Here is a 26,390-nt window from a genome sequence, read left to right as displayed (position 1 = left end):
CATGTCTTTTTTATACCAGTTGCATACCATTACGCGGACCATCCGTCAGACCAATACGGGCGTCAAGAGGGATTCTTTCACTAATGTGACGTCGCAGCGCATTTTTTGGGTAGCTTGTGGTATGCCATTGGTATTAGTATTGCCCTTCAAGATGCCTGCGCCCAATGGTAGAAACCGCAATGCCGCTTCTGGCCGAAAAGATACGACCTCTCGATGGGACCGGTGGCGGGCCGCTCTACCGGCGGCTTGAGGATGCGCTGCGCGATGCGTTACGCGACCAGGTGCTCAAGCCCAACGAAGCGCTGCCTGCCGAGCGTGACCTCGCCGCGGATCTCTCGGTCTCGCGAATCACCCTGCGCAAGGCGCTGGACACCTTGGTCAACGAAGGGCTCCTCGTCCGCCGTCACGGGGCCGGCACCTTCGTCGCCAGCCGCGTCGAGAAGCAATTCGCCAAGCTCTCGTCCTTTTCCGAGGACATGGCCGCGCGCGGACGCACGGTGCGCAGCGAATGGATCGGCCGCTCCTCGGGCGCCGTGACGCCGGACGAGGCGCTCACCCTGGGATTGAGCCCAGGCACTGCGGTCTATCGCTTCAATCGCATCCGCTTCGCCGACGATACCGCGATGGCGATCGAATATTCGACGATTCCCGGCTTCGGGCTCGACAGCGAGGAAGTCGTTGGGGCGTCGCTCTATGCCGCACTCGAAGTCACCGGCAACCGCCCGGTGCGCGCGCTCCAGCGGTTGCGCGCGGTGCTTTTCAACGCCGAGCAGGCCGAATTGCTCGGTACCGATGCCGGCGCGCCGGGTCTTTACATCGAGCGACGCGGGTTCCTCGCCGATGGCCGCGTGATCGAGGCGACCCAGAGCTGGTACCGTGGCGACGCATATGATTTCGTCGCCGAACTCGATACACGAGGCTGATATTGTGACGAATTCCGAAACGAAGATGTTTCACGAGGCGGGCGAAGCCGCCGCCGTCGTGCGCCGCCAGCTCGCCGCCAACCAGACCGCCGTGACTGCGCTCGCGAGCCAGCTACGAGCAGCGCCGCCGCGCGGCGTGCTGACCTGCGCGCGCGGCAGCTCGGATCACGCCGCCTTGTTCGGCAAATATCTGATTGAGACCCGCCTGGGGGTGCTGACCACCTCCGCCGCCCCGTCCATCTCGTCGGTCTACGGCGCGTCGGCGAACCTCACCGACATGCTGGCGATCGGCATCTCGCAATCGGGCAAGAGCCCCGACATCCTCTCAGCGATGCGCGCGGCCAAGCAGGGCGGCGCGCGCACCGTGGCGCTCGGCAATACCGCCGATTCGCCGCTCGCCGAAGAGGCAGACACCTTCCTGCCGCTCCACGCCGGCGCGGAAGTAAGCGTCGCCGCGACCAAGTCGTATATCGCCAGCCTGGCGGCATTGCTGCATCTGGTCGGCGAATGGGCCGGCGACGGCGAATTGCTCGAAGCGCTTCACGGCGCGCCGGCGCTGCTGGAGCGGGCGTGGGAAGCGGACTGGTCGCCGATGGTCGATCGGCTCGCCCAGGCGCGCGGGCTCTATGTCATCGGCCGGGGCCTGGGCTTCGGCATCGCGCAAGAAGCGGCGCTCAAGTTCAAGGAGACCTGCGGGCTCCACGCCGAGGCGTTCAGCGCCGCCGAGGTCCGCCACGGCCCGATGGCGCTGGTCGGCCCGGATTTCCCCTTGCTCGTCTTCCGGCAGGGCGATGAGACCGCCGACGGCGTCGATGAGCTGGTCGCCGAAGTCGTCGGGCGCGGCGGCGATGTGCTGGTGAGCGGCGGCGACGTGCCCGGCGCGATCCAGCTGCCGCACCCGGCCGCGCATCCGGCGATCGAGCCGATGCTCCAGATCCAGGCCTTTTATCGCGCGGCCAACGCGCTTTCGCTGCGTCGCGGGTTCGATCCCGACCGTCCTCCCCTGCTCGCCAAGGTCACCGAAACCGTCTGATGCTCACTGCTCTCGTCAATGGCCGCGTGCTCCGCGCCGGCATTCTTCGCGACGGCGAAGCCGTGCTGCTCGACGGCGATCGCATCGCCGGCGTAGTTCCCGCGAACGAAGTCCCCGCCGACGCTCAGCGCCGCGATCTCGCCGACGCGATGCTGTTCCCCGGCTTCATCGACACCCAGGTCAATGGCGGCGGCGGCGTGCTGTTCAACGATTCGCCGACTGCCGAGGGCATCGCCGCGATCGGCGCCGCGCATCGCCGCTTCGGCACCACCGGCTTCCTGCCGACCCTGATCAGCGACGACATCGCAGTGATCCGCGAGGCGGTCGCCGCGGTCGACGCCGCGATCGAGCAGGGCGTTCCGGGGGTGCTCGGCATCCATATCGAGGGTCCGTTTCTCAACGTCGAACGGCGCGGCATCCATCGCTCCGACAAAATCCGCCCGCTCGACGACGAAGGCGTCGCTGCTTTGACCTCGCTCAAGCGCGGCGTCACACTGGTGACGCTCGCGCCCGAGCAGACCGATCCCGCGACGATTCGCCGCCTCGTCGATGCGGGCGTGATCGTCGCCGCCGGCCACAGCAACGCGACCTACGAACAGTCGATCGCGGCGGTCGAGGCGGGGGTCACCGGAATCACCCACTTGTTCAACGCGATGTCGCCGCTCACTTCGCGCGCGCCGGGGCTTACTGGCGCTTCGCTCGAACGCTCCGAGCTGATCTGCGGGATCATCGTCGACGGGCAGCATGTCAGCCCGACCACGTTGGGCATTGCACTGCGCTGCAAGCCGCCCGAGCAATTGATGCTGGTCACCGACGCAATGCCAACCGTCGGCAGCGATTCCGACACCTTTGTCCTCCAGGGCCGCACGATCCGCGTGATCGACGGAATTTGCCGCGACGTAGACGGCACGATCGCCGGCTCGCATCTCGACATGGTCACGGCGCTCGCCAACACCGTGAACATGCTCGGCACGTCGATCGAGACCGCCGCCTGCATGGCCTCACACGCCCCCGCCGCGTTCCTCGGCCTTGCCGATAGCCTGGGCGAGATCGCGAAGGGCTACCGTGCCGATCTCGTCGCCGTCGATGCGGATTTTGGCGTCACCGAGACTTGGATCGGCGGCGTCAGCAGCAAGGCGGGCTAAAAGCTACCGTTCACGCTTAGCGGATGAAATAGCCTGCCACCTTCCAGCCGGCGCCCTCGTGCGTGAGGATGACCGTCTCGACCGCGGCTTTCCGTTGCGCGAAGCTGGTCCGAAACTGGAGCACTTCATAGTCCCCAACCGGCGCGCCGGGCAGCGACGTGCTCTTCGTTACGCTCTGAAAGGTGCGCGAGGATACCGCCCCCAGCGGCTGCCGTACCGGCTGAACTGTCGACGCCCATTGCGGGGCGGAAATCTGGGACCGGAACGAGGTCGCGGCGGCGCGCCAGCTTTCCTCCCAGCGCTGCTGATCGATCAGCGCCATCCAATTGCGCGCCGCGTCCAGGCTGGCCGGGGCAGCGGACACAGGGGGTGCCGGCTGCGGCCCGGGAGCCTCGGCGGTGGCGCCGCCATGCACGACCGACGCGACGATGGCTGCTGCGATGACAAGCGACATGATGAGCATTCCTCCACTGAGCCAAGCGAGCCGGTGAGCGACGCTCCGCCGGTGATCCGCATGCTCTGGAACAAGGCCTTCTTCGGCCTCCTCGGCCACCCCTATTGACTTGTATACGAGGGAATTGGGGCGATCCTGCTCGGCTTCGGCGAGCAGCCGCGCCGCCTCCCGGCTGCTCGACACGCTCAGTTTGCCGCGCGCATCGCGCAGGCGCTCGTTAACCGTATGAACCGACAGCCCAAGGCTCTGCGCAATCGACTTCGCGTCATGGCCACGAAGGAGCAGCCGCAGCGTCTCCTTCTCGCGCTCAGTCAGGGCCAGCAGGCCGTCGCGCATCGAGCGAGCATTCTCTGCACCATGCGCGTTACGCGTGTTCACCGCCGCTCGCGGAGCGCCGTCTTGAGCTGATCGGGCGTGAACGGCTTGCTGAGGAACCGAACGTCGGGGCTCTCGGCCGCGTTGAGATCGGTCTGCGCATAGCCGGTAATGATCAACGCCGGGAAATTTGCGCTTTCGCTGCGGATCTGGCGGACCAGCTCCGCGCCGGACATACGCGGCATCGCATAATCGGTGATCAGCAGGTCGAACGCCGTGGGATCCTCGCGGAAGGTCTCGAGCGCGAGCGCGCCTTCGGCGACGTGGATCACCTGGTGGCCGAGATCCTCGAGCAGCGCGGCGGTCGTCGCGCGCACGCCGTCATGATCGTCGACGAGCAAGATCTTCAACGCCGTGGCCGACGCGTCCAGGGCATCATCGGGGATCGCGAGGACCATCTCTGTCGCGGTCTCCGGCGCGCGTGGCAGCCAGATTTCGACGCACGTCCCCTTGCCGAGCTCGCTGTCCACCCGGACCTCGCCGCCCGATTGCTGGGCGAAGCCATAGACCATGCTGAGCCCGAGCCCGGTGCCCTTGCCCACCGGCTTGGTGGTGAAGAAAGGCTCGAGCACTTGCTGGATCAGCTCGGGCGCGATCCCACAGCCGGTATCGCCGACGCCGATCACGACATAATGGCCGGGCGCCAGGCCGGTACGGCCGACCTGCTCGACGATCTCGCGATCCTCGGCGGCGACGGTGACCACGCCGCCCTCGGGCATCGCATCGCGGGCGTTGATTATCAGGTTCATCACCGCGAGTTCGAGCTGCGCGGCATCGGCGTAGACCGGCGACACGGTGTCCGACAGCCTCCAGTCGAGCTCGACCATCCCCCCCAGCGTATGCGCGAGCAGGCTGGTCACCGACTGGGCGAGCCGCGGTATCTGGATCGACGCGGGCTCGAGCTTCTGGCGGCGCGCGAAGGCGAGCAGATGCTTGACCAGTTCGGCGCCCTGCTCGGCGGCGTGGCGGGTCATGCCGACGATCTTCGCCTGATCGTCGCTCAGTGGCACGCGCCGCTCGATCATTCCCAGTCCGCCGAGCACTGCGGCGAGCAGGTTGTTGAAATCGTGGGCGATCCCCCCGGTAAGCTGGCCGATCGCGTCCATCTTGCGCGCCTGGGTGAGCTGGCTTTCGAGCTCCTTGCGATCGGTGACGTCGAGCAGCGTGCCGGCGAACTCGACCGGATTGCCGAGCGAGTCGCGCAGCAGCACCACTTGGTCGAGGAAATGCTTGTACTGGCCATCTGCGCACTGCCAGCGATACTCCACCGACAGCGATTGCCCGCTCCGTCGCGCGGCGAACGCCTCGACAGCGCGCTCGCGATCCTCGGGATGGAGCCGCTCGACCCACAGGCTCGGCGCCGCCTGGATATCCTCGAACGCATAGCCGGTGAGCGCGGGGAAATTGCCGCTGACGAACTTGGGGATGCGCGGATCGGCGTGGATCTCCTCGAGATAGAGGATGATCGGGAGGGATTCGATGATCGCCGCCTGGCGCTGCTCGGCGAGGCGCAGTTCCTGCTCGACGCGCAGCCGCTCGGCATTGGCGCGCAGGTTGGCGTCGAGCAGCGCCTGCTCCTGGCGCGCCTTGCGCTGGATTTCGCGGGTCATCAGGAACAGGTCGACGAACACCGCGACCTTCGAGCGGATCACCACCGGCTCGACCGGCTTGAACACATAATCGACCGCGCCCATCGAATAGCCGCGGATGAGGTGCTCGCTCTCCTTGTTCACCGCCGAGAGGAAGACGATCGGCACCCGCTTTGTCTGCTCGCGCGAACGGATGATCTGCGCGGTCTCGTAGCCGTCGAGGCCGGGCATGTAGACGTCGAGCAGGATGACGGCGAATTCGGTCTTGAGCAGCTGGCGCAGCGCCTCCTCGCCCGAATTGGCGACGACGACTTCGGCGACATCTTCGAGCACATTGGTGATCGCGAGCAGATTGCGTTCGTCATCGTCGACGACGAGCACCTTCGCGCGGTCCTCGATGGCCTGGGGGTCCGTCACCAAAGTCGCCTCTGCAATCGTCGCGGTAAGAATGGGCGGTGTCTTTGCGCGCATCCGCACCTCAGCTCCGCTCTGCCAGGATGACGCCATTGGTCACGGCCGCGTCGCGCGACCGCGCTATCCATACGCGCAACAGCGCCAGCAGCAAATCGATGTCGACCGGCTTGGCGATATAGTCCGAGGCGCCGGCGTCGAGGCACTTCTGCCGGTCACCCTTCATCGCCTTGGCGGTGACCGCGATCAGCGGCAGATCGGCGAGCCCGGCACGCGCACGGATCTGCTGCATCGTCTCATAGCCGTCCATCTCCGGCATCATGATGTCGATCAGCGCGATATCGATGCCGGGCGTCTGTTCGAGAATGACGATGCCGTCGCGGCCGCCTTCGGCATGCAGCACCTCGACGCCGTAGCTCTCCAGCACGCTGGTCAGCGAGTAGATGTTGCGGATGTCGTCGTCGACAATGAGGATCTTGGTGTCGGCAAGTTCGGGCACCGCGCGCGCCGCCTGGAGGACTGCGTCGCTCTGCTCCGGGACAAGCTCGACGATCTGCGGCTCGGCGGCCACGCTCGCAGCAAGGTCCTCGAACACTGCCACCAGCGCTTCGCGGGCAGCGGGCTTCTCGGTCACGCCGAACGCGCCGAGGTCGATCGCCTTGGCGACCTTGTCGGCCCCGGAGATCACGTGGATCGGCACGTGCCGGGTCTGCGGATCGTGCTTGAGCAGGTCGAGCAGCACGAAGCCGTCAATGTCCGACAATCCTAGATCGAGCGTGATCGCGTCCGGCTGGAGTTTCCGGACCATCGCCAGCGTCCCCGCCCCGGCTCCGGACACGACGCCCTTGAGGCCCGCCCCCCGCGCGATGTCGAGCAGGATCGAGGCGAAGGTGGGATCGTCCTCGACGATCAGCACGAACGGTTCGCCTGCCAGAGTGTCGCGATCGTCGCTGAGGTCGAACGGTCCCGGTAGGGCGGTCGGCACCGTCGCACCGCTATTGTCGTAGCGCGCGGGCGTGCCCGCTTGACCGATCTGCGCGGGCGCGATCGCCTGGAGCGGCACGAACAAAGTGAAGGTCGACCCCTCGCCCGGTGTCGAGCGCACCTGCAGCTCGCCGCCGAGCAACCGGGCGATCTCGCGGCTGATCGACAGGCCCAGGCCGGTGCCGCCATATTTGCGGCTGGTGGTGCCGTCGGCCTGCTGGAACGCCTCGAAGATCAGCTTCTGCTTGTCCTGCGGGATGCCGATGCCGGTATCGGTGACGGCGATCTCGATTGCGGTGTCCATCCCGCGCAGTACCGGATGGTTGGTGCTCCAGCCCTTGGTCGCCGCCCGCACCGCCAGCGTGACGCTGCCCTTGGCCGTGAACTTGAACGCGTTGGAAAGCAGATTGAGCACGACCTGCTGGAGCCGCTTCTCGTCGGTGCGGATCGCCGACGGCAGGCCCGGATCGAACTCGACGTTGAAGTCGAGGCTCTTGTCCGCGGCGAGCTGGCGGAAGGTCCGCTCCATATGCTGCTTGAGCCCGGCCATCGGCATCTCGCCGATCTCGATCGACACGGTACCCGATTCGATCTTCGACAGATCGAGGATGTCGTTGATCAGGTTGAGCAGATCCGAACCCGCGCCGTTGATCGTCCGCGCGAATTCGACCTGCTTGTCGTTGAGGTTGCCCTGCGGGTTGTCCGACAGCAGCTTCGACAAAATCAGCAGCGAATTGAGCGGCGTGCGCAACTCGTGCGACATGTTGGCGAGGAACTCGGACTTGTACTTGGAGGTGAGCGCGAGCTGCTCGGCCTTCTCCTCGAGCGCGCGGCGCGCCATCTCGATTTCGAGGTTCTTGGCCTCGACCTGCTTCTTCTCGTTCTCGAGAAGCTGCGCCTTCTCCTGCAGCTCCTCGTTGGTGTTGTGGAGCTCTTCCTGCTTGGTGGTCAGCTCGGTCTGGCGTGCCTGCAATTCCTGGGTCAGCAGCTGCGACTGCTTGAGCAGGCCCTCGGTGCGCATCGTCGCGGCGATCGTGTTGAGCACGATGCCGACCGATTCCATCAGCTGGTCGAGGAAGCTCTGATGCGTCTCGTTGAACTCGCCGAACGATGCCAGCTCGATCACCGCCTTGACGTCGTCCTCGAACAAGGCCGGCAGGATCGCGACATTGGCGGGCGCAGCGTGGCCGAGCCCCGAGCCGATGCGCAGGAAGTCGCTCGGCACATGCTCGAGCACGATCGCGCGCTTGTCCGCGGCCGCCTGGCCGACAAGCCCTTCGCGCAGCTGGAACTTGTTCTTGAGCGCGTCCTTGCTTTCGGCGCCATAGCTCGCGGCAAGCTCGAGCACGGTGTCGTCGCCCTCGCGCGTGGTGACGTAGAACACGCCGTATTGCGCATTCACCAGCGGCGCGAGCTCGGACATGATCAGGTTCGAGACCGTGGTGAGATCGCGCTCACCCTGCAGCATGCGCGAGAAGCGCGCGAGGTTGGTCTTGAGCCAGTCCTGTTCCGCATTCTTCAAGGTCTGGTCCTTGAGGTTGCGGATCATCTCGTTGATGTTGTCCTTGAGCGCGGCCATCTCGCCCGAGGCTTCCACTGCGATCGAGCGGGTAAGATCGCCCTTGGTCACCGCGGTCGCCACGTCGGCGATCGAGCGAACCTGATTGGTGAGATTCGCTGCCAGCTGATTGACGTTATCGGTCAAGTCGCGCCACAGGCCGGCGGCGCCCGGCACGCGCGCCTGGCCGCCGAGCTTGCCCTCGATGCCCACCTCGCGCGCCATGTTCGTCACCTGGTCGGCGAAGGTGGCGAGCGTCTCGATCATGAAGTTGATCGTCTCGGCCAGCGCCGCGATCTCGCCCTTGGCGTCCACGGTCAGCTTGCGCTTGAGGTTGCCCTGCGCCACCGCGGTCACGACGTCGGCGATGCCGCGCACCTGGTTGGTCAGGTTGGTCGCCATCAGGTTGACGTTGTCGGTCAGATCCTTCCACGTGCCGCCGACGCCCGGCACCTGCGCCTGCCCGCCCAGCTTGCCCTCGGTACCCACTTCACGCGCCACGCGAGTCACTTCGGAGGCGAAGCCGTTGAGCTGGTCCACCATCGTATTGATGGTGTCCTTGAGCTCTAGGATTTCGCCCTTCACGTCCACCGTGATCTTCTTGGAAAGATCGCCGCGCGCCACTGCGGTGGTCACGTCGGCGATGTTGCGGACCTGGCCGGTGAGGTTCGCCGCCATCAGATTCACATTGTCGGTGAGGTCGGCCCAGGTGCCGGCGACGCCGCGGACCTGCGCCTGGCCGCCGAGCTTGCCCTCGGTGCCCACTTCGCGCGCCACGCGCGTCACTTCCGACGCGAAGCCGTTGAGCTGATCGACCATCGTGTTGATCGTGTTCTTGAGTTCGAGGATCTCGCCCTTCACGTCGACGGTGATCTTCTTGGAAAGATCGCCCAGCGCCACCGCGGTGGTCACTTCCGCGATGTTGCGCACCTGCCCCGTCAAGTTCGCGGCGAGGTCGTTGACGTTGTCGGTCAGATCCTTCCACGTCCCGCCGACGCCCTCGACCTTGGCCTGGCCGCCGAGCTTGCCTTCCGAGCCCACTTCGCGCGCCACGCGGGTCACTTCCGAAGCGAACGAATTGAGCTGGTCCACCATCGTGTTGATCGTGTTCTTGAGCTCGAGGATCTCGCCCTTCACGTCGACGGTGATCTTCTTGGAAAGATCGCCCTTCGCCACCGCGGTGGTCACCTCGGCGATGTTGCGCACCTGGCCGGTGAGATTGCCGGCCATCAGGTTGACGTTGTCGGTGAGATCCTTCCAGGTCCCCGCGACGCCCTCGACCTGCGCCTGGCCGCCGAGCTTGCCTTCCGAGCCCACTTCGCGCGCCACGCGCGTCACTTCGCTCGCGAAGCCGTTGAGCTGGTCGACCATCACGTTGATGGTGTTCTTGAGCTCGAGGATCTCGCCGCGCACCTCGACGGTGATCTTGCGCGACAGATCGCCCTTCGCCACCGCGGTCGTCACGTCGGCGATGTTGCGCACCTGGCCGGTGAGGTTCGCCGCCATCAGATTGACGTTGTCGGTCAGATCCTTCCACGTGCCGCCGACGCCCGGGACCTGCGCCTGACCGCCGAGCTTGCCCTCGGTACCCACTTCGCGCGCCACGCGCGTCACTTCCGAGGCGAAGCCGTTGAGCTGGTCGACCATCACGTTGATCGTGTTCTTGAGCTCGAGAATCTCGCCCTTCACGTCGACGGTGATCTTCTTGGACAAGTCGCCCGACGCCACCGCGGTGGTCACTTCGGCGATGTTGCGCACCTGGCCGGTGAGGTTGTCGGCCATCAGATTAACGTTGTCAGTGAGGTCCTTCCACGTGCCGGCGACACCCGGCACCTGCGCCTGCCCGCCGAGTTTGCCCTCAGTGCCGACTTCGCGCGCCACGCGCGTCACTTCCGAGGCGAAGCCGTTGAGCTGGTCGACCATGACGTTGATGGTGTTCTTGAGCTCGAGGATCTCGCCTTTCACGTCGACGGTGATCTTCTTGGAAAGATCGCCCGAGGCCACTGCGGTCGTCACTTCGGCGATGTTGCGGACCTGGCCGGTGAGATTGTCGGCCATCAGATTGACGTTGTCGGTCAAATCCTTCCACGTGCCCGCGACGCCTTCCACGCGCGCCTGACCGCCGAGTTTGCCCTCTGTGCCAACTTCGCGTGCCACGCGCGTCACTTCCGACGCGAACGAATTGAGCTGGTCGACCATCGTGTTGATCGTGTTTTTGAGCTCGAGAATCTCGCCCTTCACTTCGACGGTGATCTTCTTGGACAAGTCGCCCGACGCCACCGCGGTCGTCACCTCAGCGATGTTGCGGACCTGGCCCGTCAGGTTGGTCGCCATCGCGTTGACGTTGTCGGTGAGGTCCTTCCAGGTGCCGGCGACGCCCTTCACCTTGGCCTGCCCACCCAGCTTGCCCTCGGTGCCCACTTCGCGCGCCACGCGCGTCACTTCCGACGCGAACGAGGCGAGCTGCTCGACCATCGTGTTCACCACCTTGCCGATGCGAAGGAATTCGCCGCGCAGCGGTCGCCCATCGATCTCGACGGTCATCGACTGCGAAAGGTCGCCCTTCGCCACCGCCCCGATGACCCGCGCGACTTCGGCGGTCGGCTGGACCATGTCCTCGATCAGTTCGTTGACCGAGCGCAGCTTGGCCTCCCAGCCGCCGGTGGCGCCCCGGACGTGGCCGCGCTGGGTGATCTTGCCTTCCTTGCCGACGACGCGCGACAGCCGCTCATATTCGTGGGTCATCGCCTCTTCCATGGCGACGACTTCGTTGAACAGCGCAGCTATCTCGCCATCGGTTCCCGGCAGGTCGTCGGGAAGGCGGACGCTGAAGTCACCGCGGCGGAAGCTGCGGAGCGCGGCGACGAGTTGACGGCGGTCGAGCGTGAGTTCGGCGTTCACCTGGCACTCCTGGCATGTTTCCCCGTCCCTGAAATGCTGACGGCCCCCCGGCCTGGACTCTGCATAGCAACAGCGGCGCTGTAGGAAAAGTGAACGCGTACACGGATTTGCGGCAGGTTGCGGGGTTCCTGCCAGTCGCTAGAAAGAAGCGGGGACACGCGGGGGACACAAGCGGATGACAGACGACCCCCGGCATGCCGGCCAGACAAGAGCTCTCCAGTTTCATTCGCGCGACCTTCCGCTCGGTCTGGGCGCTCGAATTGCTGTGTTTCCTGAGGCAGCATCGCGACCGGTCGTGGCCGTACGCCGATCTCGTCGTTGCGCTGCGGGGAAGCGAGCTTGTGGTGACGCAGAGCGTCGAGTCGCTGCTCGCTGCCGGGCTCGTCCTCGTCGAGGATGGGCAATTGGTCCGCTACCAGCCGACCTCGAATCTGGTCGACACGCTCGCCGGTGCGACCGAGGCGCTGTATGCCAGCAGGCCCGACGCGGTGCGGCGGATGATCGTCGCGCCCACCCCTTCGGGCCTGAGCAGCTTCGCCGACGCATTCAAGCTGTGGAGCGATTGAAGTGACCGCGTGGCTCCCTGCGACCGTCTATCTGCTCTGCTTCGCCACCAGCGCGGCATGCGCGCTGCTGCTGGGGCGCTCGTATCGACGCAGCGGCATGCGGCTGCTGCTGTGGAGCGCCTTGTGCTTCGGGCTGCTCGCGGCGAACAATCTGTTCGTGATCGTCGACCTGATGCTGATCCGCGACATCGACTTCGGGCTCGTGCGGCTGTTGCTGTCGCTCGCCGCAGTGGGAGTCCTGCTGTTCGGCTTCATCTGGGACATGGAAGACGCATGACCCTGCTCGTCTTCCTGTCCGGCGCGGTCACGCTCGGCTTCGCCGTCGCGGCGTTGTTCTTCCTGCGCTTCTGGCGCGACACGCGCGACGAGCTGTTCCTCGCCTTTTCCGCGGCGTTCCTGCTGCTCGGCGTCGGACAGGCGATCCTCGCGCTCGGCGGGATTCCGGACGAGCAGCGCAGCTGGGTCTATCTGGTCCGGCTGGTCGCGTTCCTGACGATCATCGTCGCGATCCTGCGAAAGAACCGCGCGCGATAGCTATTGCGCGAACTTGACCGCGAAATAGGCGACCGCGCCCCCACTAGGCGACGGCACCATGGCGACGAGCACGCCGCTGCCGTCCTTGGCACGCCAGGCCTGACCCAGCTTCTTACCCGGATCGGCACCGGGCAGCGCAACCGAAGCAGCGCCCCGCTCGCGCGCGATATTATCGATCCGCTTGGCGATCGCCACCCAGGGCACCGATTTGCCCACGGTGAACAGCCGCTCGTCGGTGATCGTCACGCCCCCTTTCGATACGTCGCTCGCCAGCGCGTGCAGCGCCTGGCGCTCAGCAGCGCTCGCGCCGGCCTGCGCACCCGCAGGCGCGGGCAGCGACGCGAGATCGAACCCGCGGACGAAGCCGAGAAAGGCCAACAGACTCAAGAGCGCCGCTTTCAGCAAGGGATGTCCTTCGTGCCGAGCTTGCCCGCTTTGCGGGTGCCACTCAACCTTGAACGCACGGCGCTCAGCGTGGTGCCGGCCCGACGGTGAATGCCTCGGCGCCACCGGTATCGGCGAGGGTACGCAGCGGCACTTCCATCGTCGCCGAGGCGGTGTCGCGCCCCTCGCCGACGTTCATGTTGGTGCCCCAGGGGTTGCGGACGCTGACCATCCATTCCCCGTCGGCGTTCTTGTGGACGCCTTCGACGACATAGACGTGGTTGTCGACCAGCCCGTCCTGCGTGCCCTCGTTGCCGCGGATGCGGTCCCACAGGCTGCGATTCTCGGGCACGGTCCACAGGGTCACCGGGCGGTCGTTCGACAAGGCGGCGTCGACCTGGCCCGCCATCCGGTCGAGCGCCGAATTCTCGCTCTCGAAAAAGCCCTCCGAATAGCGGATCTCGTCGCCACGAACGCCGGTGATCGCCTGCATCGCGTCCTGCGGCCAGCCGCCATTGGCGATGGCATTATAGCCTTCGGTGAGTCCGTCCGCGGGATTGCTGTCGTGGATCTTGGCATAGGCCGTCTCGGCGACCGCGGGCCAGATCGGGCCGTCCAGGCCCGTATTGTCGGCGGTCGAGCCGCCCGAGCGCGCGAGATTGTCCTCGAGCTCGGCCTGGGTGACCTGCACCGACTGCGGATTGCCGTTGCCGTCGTGAAGCTGGACGGTGAAGTTGCCGGTAGCGGAATTGTAGCTGATCATGTTGCGCACCGCGTCGGGCTGCTGCTGGGCGACCGCGCCAAGGGTCGCGACGAAATAGCAGTCGCCGAGCGCATCCTGTCGGATGTCGGCCGCCTTGGGACCTTGCGCGCCATACAAGTCCGCCGCGTCGAAGCGAACTTCGGCGGGTTTGGCAGCGCCGCTGCCGCTGCCGCCGCCGTCGACCGGGATGCGGAACGCCGGCGTGGCCACTGACGTGCCCGCGAGCAGCGAGTCCAGATTGAAGCGGGTTGCGGCGCCTACGGCTTCCAACATGCCGACTCTCTCCCATATTTTCATGCCGCTATGCGCCCCTCGCGCGGGCGCCGCGATAATCGGATCGATTATGGCGCGCGACGGCCGCCGGCCGCATCTAGAAGCAGTCCGATCGAAGGATGCGTGATGCAGGTAAACAGGGCCACCCCAGCTTCTACGGCGTCGACTCCCCCCTCGACGCCGCCTGCCGCTTCGTCGCGAAACGCCGACGCGTATCGGTCGGACTGGCAGCCGTCGCGCGTTACGCCGGCGCTGCATTCGGCGCCATCGGTCTCTCTTTCCCCCCGAGCCGATGGCGCCGACTCCCTCCAGCAGCGCGCCGCGAACGACCGCGAGGCCGCCATCGTGCCGTTCTCGCCCGATCGGGGCGTCCAGCCGGCGCGGTTCGCCACCTTGTCGCCGGTCACTGCGCCCGCGGCATCGGAGGAAGCGCGCCTCGCCGCCAACGACGCGCCCGACCTCCAGCAGGTCCATACCAACGCCTTGCTCGCCAAGGATGTCTATAACGACGTCCCCAGCCCGCCCTCGGGCTATCGCGCGGCCAGCGATGCGGACCTCGCCAAGCTCGGCCTCACGCCCGACATGCTCGAGCAGCCCGGCGAGAGCAGCTTCCGCGCCCGCGTCTATGTCAGCGGCGAGGCCGGCCAGGAAAAATACACCGTCGTCTTCCGCGGCAGCCAGTCGGGCGACGACTGGAAGAGCAACGCTCAGCAGGGCCTCGGCTTCGATTCGGCACACTATGCCAGCGCGCTGGAGATCGGGAAGAAGCTCGCGCGCACCGATGCGGACGTCACCTTGGTCGGCCACTCGCTCGGCGGCGGGCTCGCGGCCGAGGCGGCGATCGCCTCGGGGCTTCCGGCGGATACGTTCAACGCCGCGGGCCTCCACCAGAACACGATCGACAAGGCGCAGGCCGTCGCGCAGGCGAACGACCGCGGTGCGTCGTCGATCAACAATTATCGCGTGCCCGGCGAGATCCTCACCACGCTCCAGGAAGGCGGCGACCGCGCGATCGGCGCCGGGCTCGGCAGCCTGATCACCGGCGGCGTGGGCGGCGGGATCCTGGGCGGCGCGGTGAGCGACCTGCCCCAGGCCTATGGTGCGCAGCACGATCTGCCCAATGTCCGGCCCGAAGGCGCGCATTGGTGGGATTCGATCAATCCGGTCGATCGCCACAGCATGGACTGGGTCCTCGCCGGAACCGCGGCACAAGCTGGCCGCTGAGCGGTTGACGCACCGCTGGCAATGCGCAGAGGGTGCGGTGTGTGCGTAAATTCGTCCTGCTCAGCCCCGCGCTCGCGCTCATGACGATGGGCTGCGAGAGCGACGCGCGCGCCGATTGCTTCGCGCCGGGCACCGAACTTCCCAGCCGTCGCGACACGCTGACCGACCAGCGGCTCGGCGCCGCCGCGCGCGACTTTGCCGAGGCGCTGTTCGACGGCGATCTCGACCGCGCAGACCAATTGCTGCGCGGCGATTCCGGCCTCGCGCGCCGCCGGGTCGGCGCGCATTACGACATGCTCTCGGTCGCGGTCGCGACGTGCCGCCTCGACGCGGTCGACCTCGTCCTTGGCGGCGGTGCGCCGCGCGACGGCGCCGAGGACCAGGGCCTGCCGCTGCGGCTCGCGCTGCGCGCGAAGGATCCCGCGTTCGCGCACAGTCTGCTCAGCGCCGGTGCCAGCCCCAACCCGAAGGGCAATCCCAGCGGTCCGCTGCGCACCGCGATCACGCTCAATTCGCTCGGCGCGGTTCGCATGCTGCTCGACTTTCGTGCCGATCCCGACGTGATGGAGGCAACGGGCAACCGCCCGCTCCATACCGCGCTCGACATGGAGCATTTCCGCATCGCCGAGCTGCTGCTCGACCGCGGCGCCGATCCCTGGGCGATCGACAGCGGCGGCGCGAACCTCGGCACCGCCGCGACGACGCAGATGCTCACCGAGTCGGCGGAAGAAGCCGAGGCGCAGCGCCGGCTGGCCGGGCGGTTGAAGAAATTGGGCTGGCCCGAGCCGGCCCCTTCGGCGCGCGAAGTGCGCGCGGCGGCGGCGAATGGCGACTGGCCCCCGGCAGCGGCCCTTGCGGCGGGCGCCAAGCCGCTGCCGCCGGCGATAGTGGCCCTGATCCAGGCCAATGCCCGAACGCAGGGGACGCCGCACTAGGCTGCGTGCCGGTCAGCGCGGAGCAGGAAGGTCACACTATCTGGCTGTTTTTCGGAAGCTAAATCTTCTAAATCAAGTAGTTGCGGATTTCTCGGCTGAGAAAACCAAGCAGGCGAATTCTCACATTGCAAGCCCATCAGGCCAGCGAGGATTTCTGCATTCCACCCCGGCGAAGGCCGGGGCCCAGTTGCCACGAACATGAGATTGCACCGCGCCGTCGATAGCAACTCGAAGCTGGGCCCCGGCCTTCGCCGGGGTGGGATCAATCGCTGAGCTGGGACTGATCGCCGGAGCGAACTTAGTTCAGCCGTTCCCTGCCTCGGTCGACAGGCTGCCCAGCGCGATGCCGGCGTCGTGCAGCTGCGCCTCGAGCTCGCGCATCGTGCCGTCATAAGGCGGCGCGCCGTCGCCGAGCAGCAATGCGACGTCGAGCGTGCCCGCGGCGTTGCGCACCAGCCGTGCGCCGGTCGCCGGCCAGGCGCCGTCGCCGAAAGTCACGGTGACTTCCTTGGTCCCCTTGCCGTTCTCGCGCGTCCACAGATCGGCGAGCATCTGCGCGAAGGCGCCCGGATCGACATGCGCCGCGGGCATCGCCGGCATCGCCGTCGCCTGCGGCTGGGCATGGCCGGCAAAGCCGAACAGCCCGTCCTGGCGCTCGCGCGCCTCGCGTTCTTGGCGCAGCGCCGTGTCGCGCGCATCGCCAAAGGCCTCGCGCTGCTGGACCGGCACTTCGCCGCGGCGATCGGGCTGAACCAGCCCTTTCAAGCCCTTTCCTGAGCCGGCGCCGCCCGGCTGCTCCTTGGTCTGAAGACGCGCCTTGGCGAAGGCTTCGTTCATCGCGCGGACGTCGCCCGGCGCGGGTTGGCCCCGCCCCTGCACCGTGCCCTGGGCCGGCTGGCGCGCCGGCTGCGCATTGGGGGAACTGACGCGGGTCATGATCGCCTCCGTGCTTCCATATTGTCGAGTGCGGTGCGCTCTTCCTGCTGGCGTGCCCAGCGGCGCACGGCCTGACCGGCATGCTCGGCCAGCTTGTCGTGCCGCGCACGCGCAAGGATCATCGCCTTGCGCCGCTCGTCCTCGGCGTCGCCGCACGCCTGCTCGGCCTCGCGTGCCGCGTCGAGCGCGCCGCGCGCCACCGAGCGGCGAAAATGGCTGCGATCGACCACTGCGAGAAGCCGTTCGGCCTCGGCCGGATCGGTTGCCAGATCGGCCTGCGCGTCGGCCATAGCCGCGTCCGCGACTTCGGCGGCGGCATCGGCCTCTGCGCGCTCGCGTTCGGCCGCGGCAGTCGCGGCGCGCGCTTCGGCGAGCGCCACGGCGGCGCTCTGCATCCGCACTTCGCGCAGCCGGACCAGCGCCTTGGCCTGGCGCCGCTGATCGCCGCCGCGCATCAGCCGGCGACTCCGCGCAGCAGCATCAGCGAGGTCTGGAAGTCCTCGGCGTGGTTCGCGTCCTGCCGCAGCAGCGTATCGATCTCGGGCTTGGCGGCGATCGCCCGGTCGGCGAGCGGATCGGCGCCGGCGCGATACTCGCCGACCTGGACGAGAAACTCGATCTCGGCATGCTTGGCGAGCAAGGCGCGTACGCGCGTCGCCGCCTCGCGATGCGCCGGCTCGGCGAGCCGCGGGAACAGACGACTGAGGCTGCCGAGCACGTCGATCGCCGGATAATGCCCCGCCGCGCCGAGCTTGCGCGACAGGATCACGTGCCCGTCGAGGATCGAGCGGACCTCCTCGCCGATCGGATCGTCGCCCTCCTCATCCTCGAGCAGGACGGTGTAGATGCCGGTGATCGATCCGACCGAATCGTTACCGGCGCGTTCGAACAGGCGCGGCAGTTCGGCGAAGACCGAGGGCGGGAAGCCGCGGCGCACCGGCGGCTCGCCCGCGGCCAGCCCGATTTCGCGCAATGCCCGAGCGAAGCGCGTCACCGAATCCATCAGCAGCAGGACGTTGCGGCCCTCGCTGCGAAAGCCCTCGGCGACGGCGGTGGCGTGATGCGCCGCGCGCACCCGCTCCATCGCCGCGCGGTCGGACGTGGCGCAGACGATCACCGAGCGTGCAAGCCCGTCCTCGCCGAGCGCATCCTCGATGAACTCGCGGACTTCGCGGCCGCGCTCGCCGATCAGTGCGATGACGATGACATCGGCCTGCGCGAAGCGCGCGAGCATGCCGAGCAGGGTCGACTTGCCCCCGCCCGCCGCCGCGAACACGCCGAGGCGCTGCCCCTGGCCGAGGGTGAGCAGCGTATCGATCGCGCGCACCCCGGTCTGCAGCGGCGCGTGGATCAATCCGCGCTCCATCGGCTGCGGCGCCGGCGCATGGAGCGGCCGGCGCTGGAGATCGGCCGGAAGGTCGCCCTTGCCGTCGATCGGCCGCCCGCGCCCGTCGAGGACGCGGCCGAGCAGCCCCTCGCCCCAAGGCACCGATTCCTCGCCGCTGCGCACGATCACTTCGGCGTCCACCGACAGCCCGCGCACATCGGCGAGCGGGGTGAGGATCGTCGCCTGTCCGGCGATGCCGACGACCTCGACCGGAACGACACGACCGGTCGACGGCTCGATCACTTCGCAGGCATCGCCGATCCGCGGCGCGATGCCGGTCACCTTGAGCGTCGTGCCGAGCACTTCGATCAGCCGCCCCCGCCGTTCGACGGTCGGGCTGCGCTGGAGACCGGCCAGCAGCTGGTCGACGGTGCTGGCAGGCCCTTCAGCCATCGAGCGTCTCGCCCCACATCCGCTCGATCTGCGCGAGCTGGGTCTCGAGGCCGGCATGGGTGCGCCCGAGCGCGGTCTCGATCACGCAATCCTGGCCTTCGAGCGCAGGATCGGCCTCGACGCTCAAGCCCGCCCGCCCCTCGAGGCGTGCGCGCGTGGCGTCGACCGCGGCCGGCGCGACGCGGACCACCGCAACGGTATCGGGCGCGACCTGCGCCGCCGCGCGTTCGGCCAGTCCAGCTACCAGCGCGCCCTGATCGAGTTCGCCGGCGATCCGCCGCACGACCTCCAGCGCGAGCCGCGCAATGTCCTTCTGCCGTTTGCGCTGGAGCTCGCCGTCGCGGAGCGCGATGCGGAATAGTTCGGCCTGGCGTTCGTTCTCGGCCGCCGCGAGGCCCTCCTGGCGTCCGCTGGCGAAGCCTTCGGCACGCGCCGCTTCGCCTGCGGCCTGGATCGTCGCCTCGGCGTCGTGACGCAGCTCACCGGCGGCGGCGAGCAACGCGAGGGCGTCCTGCACCCTTCCGACATCGGCCGCGGGCACCAGCGGATCGTCGGCAAGCGCGGTGGCGAGGCGGTCGGCGTGGAGGACGAGGAAGCTCATGCGCGCGCCGCCTCGACCGCAGCCGCGACAAAAGCGTCGAGTGCTTCGTGGGGGCAGGAAAGCGCCAGATAGTCACCGCGCACCGGCAGATAGGCGCGCAAGGGCGCCGGCAACTGTTCGCGCAACAGCGAGAAGCCATAGGTCTCGAGCTCGGCGGGTTCGATCCGGCGCCCCGAAGCGGCGGGCATCGCCGGGATGGTCTCGATTGCCCAGTCGAGCAGATCCTCGCCAGCCACCTCAGCGAGGCCGCCGAGCCAGGCACCGTCGATCGATCCGGTCAATGCCTCCCCCATCCACAACAAGGCGACGCGCTGGGCAAGCTTTTGCTGCGCAGCTGCGGGGAGCCGCAGCCAGACCGGTACGCTCGGCAGATCGGTCAAACACGCCGCCGGGTCGTCGCGCCCGTTCAGCTGCTTGAGCAGCAAGGCGGCGCGGCGATCGCCGGGACCGCCCTCGACCGCGACGAGATCGTTGCCGATCGCCGCCAGCGTCGCGCGATGCTCGGCCGCCCTCATACGCTGCCCTCGCGCCGGGCCACTGCCGAGCGTCGCTGCTGCCAGCGCCGCAGGCCGGGATAGCCGAGCGCCGCGACGAGCAGCAGCAATCCCGCGATCGCAATCGCGATCAGATTGCCGTTGAACGCGCTCTCGCCGCCCTTGGCCGCCACCGTCGGCAGCGGCTGGGCGGGGAAGGTCTCGACCGAGACATTCTCGTATTTTAGGCCCTGCACCGAATTGACGATCAGCGCCTTCACCTTGCCGATCTGCGTCTCGATATTGGTGCCGGGCCGGTATTTGATGAACACCGATGCCGATGCGGGCTGGCCCGTTTCGGCGAGCGGCTGGTTGTCGGGCAGCACGAGATGGACGCGCGCCTGCACCACGCCGTCGATCTCCGAGATGGTGTGCGAAAGCTCCTGGCTCATGCCATAGACCAGTCGTGCCTTCTCCTCGGTGGGCGAGGAGACCAGCCCCTCGCGCTTGAACACCGTGCCCAGCGAGGCGAATTCCTCGCGGGGATAGCCCTGGCTGTGGAGCACCTCGACGGCGCGACCGAAATCGCCCTTCTCGGTGAGCAGGGTCCAGCCTTCCTCGCCCTTCTGCTGCTTGGTCGCGCCGATCCCGGCGCTCTGCAGCACCGCGATCATCTCGTTCGCCTGCGTCTCGGTGAGCTTCGAATACAGCTCCTCCTGGCCGCAGGCGGCGAGCAGCAGGCACAAGGCGATCATGGCCGGCCGCGCGCGTCTGGCAATCGGACCCATCTCAGCGCTCCGTCCGCGAACCAGGCACCACAGACCTCACGACTGCTGCCGGAACAGTTGCTGGATGCCGTCCGACGTGCGGTTGGCGATGTTCGAGGTCAGCTGGCAGTGGAACATGAACTCGTGGCATTTCATCGTGAGGTCCACGACTTCGCCCGGGGTCATTTCCGAGCCGCTGGCCTGCGCCGCCTTGGCATATTCGGACACGCTCTTGGCTTCACCGTTGACGCGCTCGATCTGCGAGAACATCGCCTGCATCGCCGGCCCGAGCGCCTCGGGGCCGCCGACGCCGGAGCCTGCCGCCGAGAGCGAACCCTGGAAGCTGGTGACGTCGGAGACCGACGCATTCGGCCCCGCCTGCATATATTGGGGCGGCATCGGGGCAGAGGCGGCGCTGGCGGCCGCCCCCGCAATGGCTTCGATCGACATGATCGCCTCCCTTTAGTTCTTGCGGGCCATCGTCTCGAGCGCCTTGCCGACGCTGTCGATCGAGCTCGACGAGCTGTTCGCCATGAACGACATGCGCATCGTCTCGGCAGTCAACTTGGTGATCTGCGAGGGATTGTCGGTGCCGCCATTGCCGAGCGCATCGGACATCGACTCGATCGTGCTTGCCTGCTTGTCGAGCGTCTGGCCCCAGGAATCTGCCAATGCCTCGAACCAGGTACCGGGCGCCGAGCCCTTGGTCATCCGGTTGTTGGTCATCGGCGTCAGCGCCATGTTGGTGAGGCCGGTGGTGATGGTATTCGACATGATCTTACTCCTCTCACACTCTAAATGATCAGAACTTCAATTGTGTTTCACGGCCGTTCTTCTCGAAGAAGACCGTGTCTCCCTGAATTGTTATCAGTCGATGCCCGCTCGGCATGATCGCGCCGGGGAAATAACGCGCGCCGTCGACGGTCTGGATATAAGCCGGGTCGCCCGCGACGACGGTCGATACTTTCTTGGTGGCATCGGAGACGGTGCGGATGGGCGAATCGTCCTTGGGCGGAAGATCGTCGCGGAAGACGAGCCGGCCGAGCTGCTTGACGTCGGTCCGGATCGCCTGGGCGAGCTTGCCGCGCTCCTCGTCGGTCATCCGCGTGACGCGAAGCTCGACGCCGGTACGCGAGATCGGCCGTCCCATCGCCTGCAGCCCGTGGATGCGCGCCACCTCGACCGCGGCCTGAGCCAGCTCGGTGCTGGTCTGGACATTGACCGTCGCGTCGATCCCGTGATCGCGCAGCGCCTCCTGCGCCTTCATCCGCTCGGCATCGTTGGCCACGACGCCGCTGACGATCACGCCGCCGGTGGCAGAGTCGTTGGCAGTGGTCAGCGGCGACAGTCCGACGGTATCGAGGACATGGTCGGCGCGGGCGGCGTGATCGCCGCGAAGGCCGAGCGCGTCCATCGTCGGCACCGCGAGCGCCGCGCCCGCCACCAGCGTGGCGATCGCGCCGACCGCGATCGCGCGCTTGCGCGTGACCCAGCTGCCGACCTGTTCGCCCGCCTTGCCGAGCAAGGCGATCGCCTCGTCCTGCGGCGAGGGCGGCGGCAGCGACGGCGTCGGGGTGCTGCCGGCGATGTCGCTCGCCTCGGTCCAGCGCGCGCTTTCCGGGTCGCCCCAGGCCAGCGCGACGCCGCCGATCGAGAACGGAACATAGGCCGGGAGGATCGCCGTCTGCCCCTCGCCGATATGCGAGCCGAGCAAGAGCGCCTCCCCGGTCAGCACCGTGATCTGCGCGCCGACTTCGCCGTCGACCTGCAGGTCGACCGCAATGCCCTTCGTCGCAGGATCGCGGATGACGACATCCTGCCAGAACTGATGGCCGATCGACACGGTTCCGCTCGTCGGCAATTGCTTCTCGGTGCCGGCAAGCCGGCCGTTGAGCACGCGTAGAACGGAAATCGCGGTCATTGCGTCGGGGCTCCGCTGGCCGGAACGGGGATCTTCGCCGGCGGCTGGTTGGCGGCGGGCACCGGCGCGCCCGGCGCCATCGCCGTCGCGCGCGACGCGAGCGGAACGAGCCGCGGCGTGATCAGGAACAGCCGCTCGGTATGGCCGCGCTGCTTGGTGCGGAACTTGAACAATTCGCCGAGCAGCGGGATGTCGCCGAGCAGCGGCACCTTGGTCTCGTCGTTGCTGTCGGCGTCGATCGTCATGCCGCCGAGCAGCAGGCTCTCGCCGTCGAGCACCATGCCCTGCGTCGCAACGCTCGCGCGGTCGACGATCGGAATGTTCTCCACCGCCGAGTTCGGGCTGATGCTGCCATCCTCGATGTTGACCAGCACGCGGATGCGGGTCTGGTCGTGGTCGCGGAAGACGTGCGGATTGACGCGCATGATCGTGCCGGCGGTCACGTTGAACAGGTCGACTTCCTCGCGGCCGGCGACGCGGACGTAGAAGGTGCGCGTGCGGTCGAACACCGCCTCGACGTTCGACAGGGTCATGATCTGCGGACGCGAGACGATCCGCGCCGCGCCCTTGTTCTCGAGTGCGGTGACTCGGCCGAGAAACTCGCGCTGGCTGCCGATGATCGTCGAGATCGTGCCGCCCTGGCCCGAAGGCGTGATGTTGGTGACGTTGTCGCGGCGGTTGGTGCCTGGAATCGGCAGCAGCCGGGTATCGTCGCTGGTGCCGTTGCCGAACAGCGCGCCGAAGCCGCCGCTGCCGAAGCGCCAGTTGATGCCGAGCTTCTGGAGCCGGTCGACATTGATGTCGATGATCGTCGCCTCGATCTCGACGATCTGCGGCTCGACGTCGAGCGCGCGGATCAGCGAGTCGTATGCCGCCATCCGCTCGGGCACGTCGCGGACGACGACGGCGTTGAGATAAGCGCTCGGCTCGATGCGGACGACGTCCTGGGTCAGCGGTGCGGCGAGCCCCATGCCGTCACCGCCCCCGAGCACGTCGGTCGCGGCATAGGCACTGGACTGCGAATTGTCGGGCGCGACCGAGTCGAGCCCCTGGCCCTTGAGCCGCGGCTGGCTCTGCCGGACCAGGCGCGCGCCGAGCGACGGGGTGACGGCGCTGCCGCCGGGCTTCTGGTCGAGCACGAGATTCTGCAGGATCGAGGCAAGGCCGGGAACGCGCGTCTCGCGGCCGCCCGCGGTCACCACGGTGTCCTCGGCGCGGGCATAGCGCAGGTAGAAGACGCGGAACTCGACCGGCTGGCTCGCGGGGACCCGGGGCGCGTCGTAATAACCGCCGCCGCGCCCGCCGCCGCCGGGCGCGCTACCCGGTGCCGCGGGGGCACCGTCGGCGAGGCCCTCGCCGCGCGCCATGCCGGTGACCTGCTCGATGAAGCGCGGGGTGCCGCTGACGACGAGTCCGTCGGTGGTGACGCGCAGAAGGTTGCGGCGATCGGGCAGGCGCTGCGCACGCGCCTGGCGCGCGACCCGCTCGGCGCCGGCACGGCCGAGCTGCAGCGTCTGCACGCCGAGCTCGTTGGGCGCGTACACATAAACCGCCGCGCCGTCATAATAGGATACCAGGTTGAAGGCCTTGGCGATGTCGCCGTAGATCTTCTCGACGCTGCCCTGAAACACGCCGTTGACCGTTCCGGTCAGCTTGGCGCTGGGCACCACCGGCCGCCCGACCTTCCCGAACAGATCGCGCAGGAACGCCGCGATCGGCTGGTCGCGCGCGACGATCGAGATCTGGTTGCTGGCCGGCGCCGGTGGGGTCTGCGCGTGCGCCGCGTACGGCACGGGCAGCGCCGCCGCAAAGGCGACGAACAGCATCGACGGGTTCTTATACAGCTTCAAACAGCCCTCCGTTGTTATTCGGCCGCGAGCGCGGCAGGCGAGTCTTCGGCCAAAGCCCCTGGCGGAAGACCGATCTGGCCGACCATTTCGACAGGCGTGGTCGGCGAGAGTTCGTTGAAGGCGAGCACCGGCAGCTCGAAAAGATCGGGTTCGATGAGCTTGCGGACCGAACGGCGCACCTCGAACGAGGTCACCAGCGCGTTGGCGCCGGTCTCCGCAGCGGTACGGCCGATCGTCGCTACCAGCTCGCGCGCGACCTCGGGCTTGACCGCCAGCCGCTCGACTCCGTCCACCAGGCGCGTCGCCTCGCGGATCAAGGTCTCGAGCTCGGGGGTCACCACGAGTGCACGAATGCCAGCGCCCTGCGCGACCGAATCGAGCAGATAGCGCTTGAGCGCGATGCGCGTGAGATCCGCAATCCGCGCGATCTCGCGTTCCTGGTTCGCCGCTTCGGTGAGCCCTTCGAGCACGTCGCGCATGTTGCGCAGCGGCACTTCCTCTTCGGCGAGCCGGCGCAGCACTTCGGCGATCCGCGAGGCCGGGACGGCGCGCACCGCCTCCTTGACCACTTCGGGATATTCGTCGCCGACGCGATTGAGCAGACCGACGGCTTCCTGCACGCCGAGGAAGCGCGGGAAATTGCGGCGGATCAGCCCTTCGACGGCGGCGACCACGGTCTCGGCATCGCTGCCCTCGCCTGCCCCGACCGAAAGTTCGAAGGCGAGCAGGCGCCACGCCTGCGGCCCGTCGGGCGCGAGGAAATGGATCGCCAGCCGGGGCAGCGGCACCCCGCTGCGATATTGCAGCCGCTCGAGCATCGCGACGAGCTTTGCCGAAAGCGCGGTCTCCTCCTCGATCGAAGGCTGCGGGCCCGAGAGCTGGAGGAGCAAAGGCACGACGGCCTTGGGCGCCTCGGGCTGGGCGAGCAAGGTCACCGGCCGCGGCGCCTCGCGCCCGCCGCTGAGCAATTTGCGCATCGGGCCCGAGTGGCGGACGATGTGCGGCTTGAGCCGCGGATGCATCGCCGCCCCCGAGAACATCGACACGAAGCCGAGCACGATGAACACCGCGGCCGGGAAGCCCGGGATCAGCGCCATCAGGAAGGCTATGCCGCCGACCGCGAGCAGCACCCGCGGATTGGCGACCAATTGGCGATGCATCGCCTGGCCGAGATTGGTGTCGGTCTCTTCGTCGGTCGAGCGCGTGACCATCAGGCCCGCGGCCATCGCGCCGAGCAGCGCCGGGATCTGCGCGACCAGACCCTCGCCGATCGTCAGGATCGAATATTTGGAGGTGGCGGCGCCGATCTCCATGCCCTGCTGCATCACGCCGATGGCGAGGCCGCCGATCAGGTTGACGATGACGATCACGACCGAGGCGATCGCGTCGCCCTTCACGAACTTCATCGCGCCGTCGAGGCTGCCGTGGAGCTTGCTCTCGAGCTCGAGCGTGCGGCGGCGGCGGCGCGCCTCGTCCTTGTCGATCAGCCCCGAGCGCAGGTCGCTGTCGATCGACAGCTGCTTGCCCGGCATCGAATCGAGGCTGAACCGCGCGGCGACCTCGGCGACGCGCTCGGCGCCCTTGGCGATGACGATGAACTGGACGATCGTGATGATCAGAAACACGACGAGCCCGACGACGATGTTGCCGCCGGCCACCATCGTGCCGAAGGTCTGGATGATGTGCCCGGCATGCCCCTCGACCAGGATCATCCGCGTCGTCGCGATCGACAGCGCCAGCCGGAACAGCGTCGAGACCAGCAGGATCGACGGGAAGGACGAGAAATCGAGCGGCCCGCGAATGTAGAGCGTGGTCAGCAGCAGCATCACCCCGAAGGTGATGTTGACGCCCACCAGCATGTCGATGATCAGCGTCGGCAGCGGCAGGATCATCAGCCCGACGATCGCGACCACGCCCGCGACCAGGAACAGGTCCGCGATGCGCGCCGCTAGCGGCAGCGGCTTGGCTGCATTGCTGCTGGCAAGATAGCGTTCGACGCTCATGGCCGCC

24 protein-coding genes are annotated in these 26,390 nt (G+C 67.5%); 8 read left to right on the top strand and 16 right to left on the bottom strand.

The features are described from left to right. Window positions 1–179: 179 nt before the first annotated feature. The 3 genes from AC3WJI_RS06270 to nagA are packed head-to-tail and all read left to right on the top strand — an operon-like array spanning window position 180 to window position 3,101. Window positions 180–923, top strand: coding sequence for a GntR family transcriptional regulator (locus AC3WJI_RS06270; protein WP_492756407.1), 744 nt, complete (start codon window positions 180–182; stop codon window positions 921–923). Further along, window positions 889–1,956 carry an SIS domain-containing protein gene (locus AC3WJI_RS06265; protein ID WP_492756406.1) on the top strand — a complete coding sequence of 356 codons (1,068 nt, stop codon included), beginning with the start codon at window positions 889–891 and terminating at the stop codon, window positions 1,954–1,956. Before AC3WJI_RS06270 ends, AC3WJI_RS06265 begins: the two co-directional genes overlap by 35 nt. Beyond that, window positions 1,956–3,101 carry an N-acetylglucosamine-6-phosphate deacetylase gene (gene nagA / locus AC3WJI_RS06260; protein WP_492756393.1) on the top strand — a complete coding sequence of 382 codons (1,146 nt, stop codon included), beginning with the start codon at window positions 1,956–1,958 and terminating at the stop codon, window positions 3,099–3,101. The genes AC3WJI_RS06265 and nagA overlap by 1 nt, the downstream gene beginning before the upstream one ends. 16 nt (window positions 3,102–3,117) lie before the next feature. Here the strand turns inward: nagA and AC3WJI_RS06255 are convergent, their stop codons facing one another. From AC3WJI_RS06255 to AC3WJI_RS06245, 3 genes are read right to left on the bottom strand one after another with little or no spacing between them, the layout of a single operon-like run. After that, window positions 3,118–3,891, bottom strand: a complete 774-nt coding sequence (locus AC3WJI_RS06255; RefSeq protein WP_492756392.1) for a helix-turn-helix domain-containing protein — start codon at window positions 3,889–3,891, stop codon at window positions 3,118–3,120. Window positions 3,892–3,929: 38 nt separating this feature from the next. After that, window positions 3,930–5,990 carry a response regulator gene (locus tag AC3WJI_RS06250; protein ID WP_492756391.1) on the bottom strand — a complete coding sequence of 687 codons (2,061 nt, stop codon included), beginning with the start codon at window positions 5,988–5,990 and terminating at the stop codon, window positions 3,930–3,932. Between the two features lie 7 nt (window positions 5,991–5,997). Continuing rightward, entirely contained in the window at window positions 5,998–11,373 is a 5,376-nt protein-coding gene (locus AC3WJI_RS06245) for a HAMP domain-containing protein (protein WP_492756390.1), read from the bottom strand. A 194-nt stretch (window positions 11,374–11,567) separates the two neighbouring features. On the opposite strand from AC3WJI_RS06245, the gene AC3WJI_RS06240 reads away from it, so the two are divergent. From AC3WJI_RS06240 to AC3WJI_RS06230, 3 genes are read left to right on the top strand one after another with little or no spacing between them, the layout of a single operon-like run. Continuing rightward, window positions 11,568–11,939 carry a hypothetical protein gene (locus AC3WJI_RS06240; RefSeq protein WP_492756389.1) on the top strand — a complete coding sequence of 124 codons (372 nt, stop codon included), beginning with the start codon at window positions 11,568–11,570 and terminating at the stop codon, window positions 11,937–11,939. A 1-nt stretch (window position 11,940) separates the two neighbouring features. Then, a complete protein-coding gene (locus AC3WJI_RS06235) occupies window positions 11,941–12,216 on the top strand; it encodes a DUF5985 family protein (protein ID WP_492756388.1) in 276 nt (91 codons plus the stop codon). Next, complete coding sequence (locus tag AC3WJI_RS06230) at window positions 12,213–12,473, top strand: DUF5985 family protein (RefSeq protein WP_492756387.1); 261 nt, start codon at window positions 12,213–12,215, stop codon at window positions 12,471–12,473. The genes AC3WJI_RS06235 and AC3WJI_RS06230 overlap by 4 nt, the downstream gene beginning before the upstream one ends. Here AC3WJI_RS06230 and AC3WJI_RS06225 read toward each other — a convergent pair whose 3' ends face one another. Together AC3WJI_RS06225 and AC3WJI_RS06220 are read right to left on the bottom strand one after the other, a co-directional pair. Next, complete coding sequence (locus tag AC3WJI_RS06225; protein WP_492756386.1) at window positions 12,474–12,860, bottom strand: hypothetical protein; 387 nt, start codon at window positions 12,858–12,860, stop codon at window positions 12,474–12,476. 82 nt (window positions 12,861–12,942) lie between these two features. After that, window positions 12,943–13,893, bottom strand: a complete 951-nt coding sequence (locus AC3WJI_RS06220) for a C2 family cysteine protease (protein WP_492756385.1) — start codon at window positions 13,891–13,893, stop codon at window positions 12,943–12,945. A 126-nt stretch (window positions 13,894–14,019) separates the two neighbouring features. Here AC3WJI_RS06220 and AC3WJI_RS06215 point away from each other — a divergent pair, with 126 nt between their 5' ends. Both AC3WJI_RS06215 and AC3WJI_RS06210 read left to right on the top strand, forming a co-directional pair. Then, complete coding sequence (locus tag AC3WJI_RS06215; protein WP_492756384.1) at window positions 14,020–15,117, top strand: Tle-like phospholipase domain-containing protein; 1,098 nt, start codon at window positions 14,020–14,022, stop codon at window positions 15,115–15,117. Between the two features lie 41 nt (window positions 15,118–15,158). Then, window positions 15,159–16,052: an ankyrin repeat domain-containing protein gene (locus tag AC3WJI_RS06210; RefSeq protein WP_492756383.1), complete on the top strand. Its 894-nt coding sequence runs from the start codon at window positions 15,159–15,161 to the stop codon at window positions 16,050–16,052. Between the two features lie 303 nt (window positions 16,053–16,355). Here AC3WJI_RS06210 and AC3WJI_RS06205 read toward each other — a convergent pair whose 3' ends face one another. From AC3WJI_RS06205 to AC3WJI_RS06155, 11 genes are all read right to left on the bottom strand, one after another. Continuing rightward, window positions 16,356–16,988: a hypothetical protein gene (locus AC3WJI_RS06205; RefSeq protein ID WP_492756382.1), complete on the bottom strand. Its 633-nt coding sequence runs from the start codon at window positions 16,986–16,988 to the stop codon at window positions 16,356–16,358. Beyond that, entirely contained in the window at window positions 16,985–17,443 is a 459-nt protein-coding gene (locus AC3WJI_RS06200; protein WP_492756381.1) for a hypothetical protein, read from the bottom strand. Before AC3WJI_RS06200 ends, AC3WJI_RS06205 begins: the two co-directional genes overlap by 4 nt. Next, window positions 17,443–18,768, bottom strand: coding sequence for a FliI/YscN family ATPase (locus AC3WJI_RS06195; RefSeq protein ID WP_492756380.1), 1,326 nt, complete (start codon window positions 18,766–18,768; stop codon window positions 17,443–17,445). Before AC3WJI_RS06195 ends, AC3WJI_RS06200 begins: the two co-directional genes overlap by 1 nt. After that, on the bottom strand, window positions 18,761–19,369 hold the full coding sequence (locus tag AC3WJI_RS06190) for a FliH/SctL family protein (RefSeq protein WP_492756379.1): 609 nt from the start codon (window positions 19,367–19,369) through the stop codon (window positions 18,761–18,763). Before AC3WJI_RS06190 ends, AC3WJI_RS06195 begins: the two co-directional genes overlap by 8 nt. Further along, complete coding sequence (locus tag AC3WJI_RS06185; RefSeq protein WP_492756378.1) at window positions 19,366–19,884, bottom strand: hypothetical protein; 519 nt, start codon at window positions 19,882–19,884, stop codon at window positions 19,366–19,368. Before AC3WJI_RS06185 ends, AC3WJI_RS06190 begins: the two co-directional genes overlap by 4 nt. After that, on the bottom strand, window positions 19,881–20,597 hold the full coding sequence (gene sctJ, locus AC3WJI_RS06180; protein ID WP_492756377.1) for a type III secretion system inner membrane ring lipoprotein SctJ: 717 nt from the start codon (window positions 20,595–20,597) through the stop codon (window positions 19,881–19,883). The genes AC3WJI_RS06185 and sctJ overlap by 4 nt, the downstream gene beginning before the upstream one ends. A gap of 69 nt (window positions 20,598–20,666) precedes the next feature. Further along, window positions 20,667–21,059: an EscF/YscF/HrpA family type III secretion system needle major subunit gene (locus tag AC3WJI_RS06175; protein ID WP_492756376.1), complete on the bottom strand. Its 393-nt coding sequence runs from the start codon at window positions 21,057–21,059 to the stop codon at window positions 20,667–20,669. Window positions 21,060–21,071: 12 nt separating this feature from the next. Beyond that, on the bottom strand, window positions 21,072–21,383 hold the full coding sequence (locus tag AC3WJI_RS06170; RefSeq protein WP_492756375.1) for a hypothetical protein: 312 nt from the start codon (window positions 21,381–21,383) through the stop codon (window positions 21,072–21,074). A gap of 28 nt (window positions 21,384–21,411) precedes the next feature. Continuing rightward, the gene (locus tag AC3WJI_RS06165) at window positions 21,412–22,530 is read right to left on the bottom strand and encodes a SctD/MshK family protein (protein ID WP_492756374.1); all 1,119 of its coding nucleotides are present in this window, start codon (window positions 22,528–22,530) and stop codon (window positions 21,412–21,414) included. Then, window positions 22,527–24,380 carry a type III secretion system outer membrane ring subunit SctC gene (gene sctC / locus AC3WJI_RS06160; protein ID WP_492756373.1) on the bottom strand — a complete coding sequence of 618 codons (1,854 nt, stop codon included), beginning with the start codon at window positions 24,378–24,380 and terminating at the stop codon, window positions 22,527–22,529. The genes AC3WJI_RS06165 and sctC overlap by 4 nt, the downstream gene beginning before the upstream one ends. Before the next feature lie 14 nt (window positions 24,381–24,394). Further along, window positions 24,395–26,383 carry an FHIPEP family type III secretion protein gene (locus tag AC3WJI_RS06155; RefSeq protein ID WP_492756372.1) on the bottom strand — a complete coding sequence of 663 codons (1,989 nt, stop codon included), beginning with the start codon at window positions 26,381–26,383 and terminating at the stop codon, window positions 24,395–24,397. Between the last annotated feature and the right edge of the window lie 7 nt (window positions 26,384–26,390).

It is taken from the genome of Sphingomonas sp. FW306-1B-B10E, from assembly GCF_058782005.1.
Note: the sequence above shows the minus strand (reverse complement) of the source record. Positions and strands in the feature narration are given on the sequence as shown.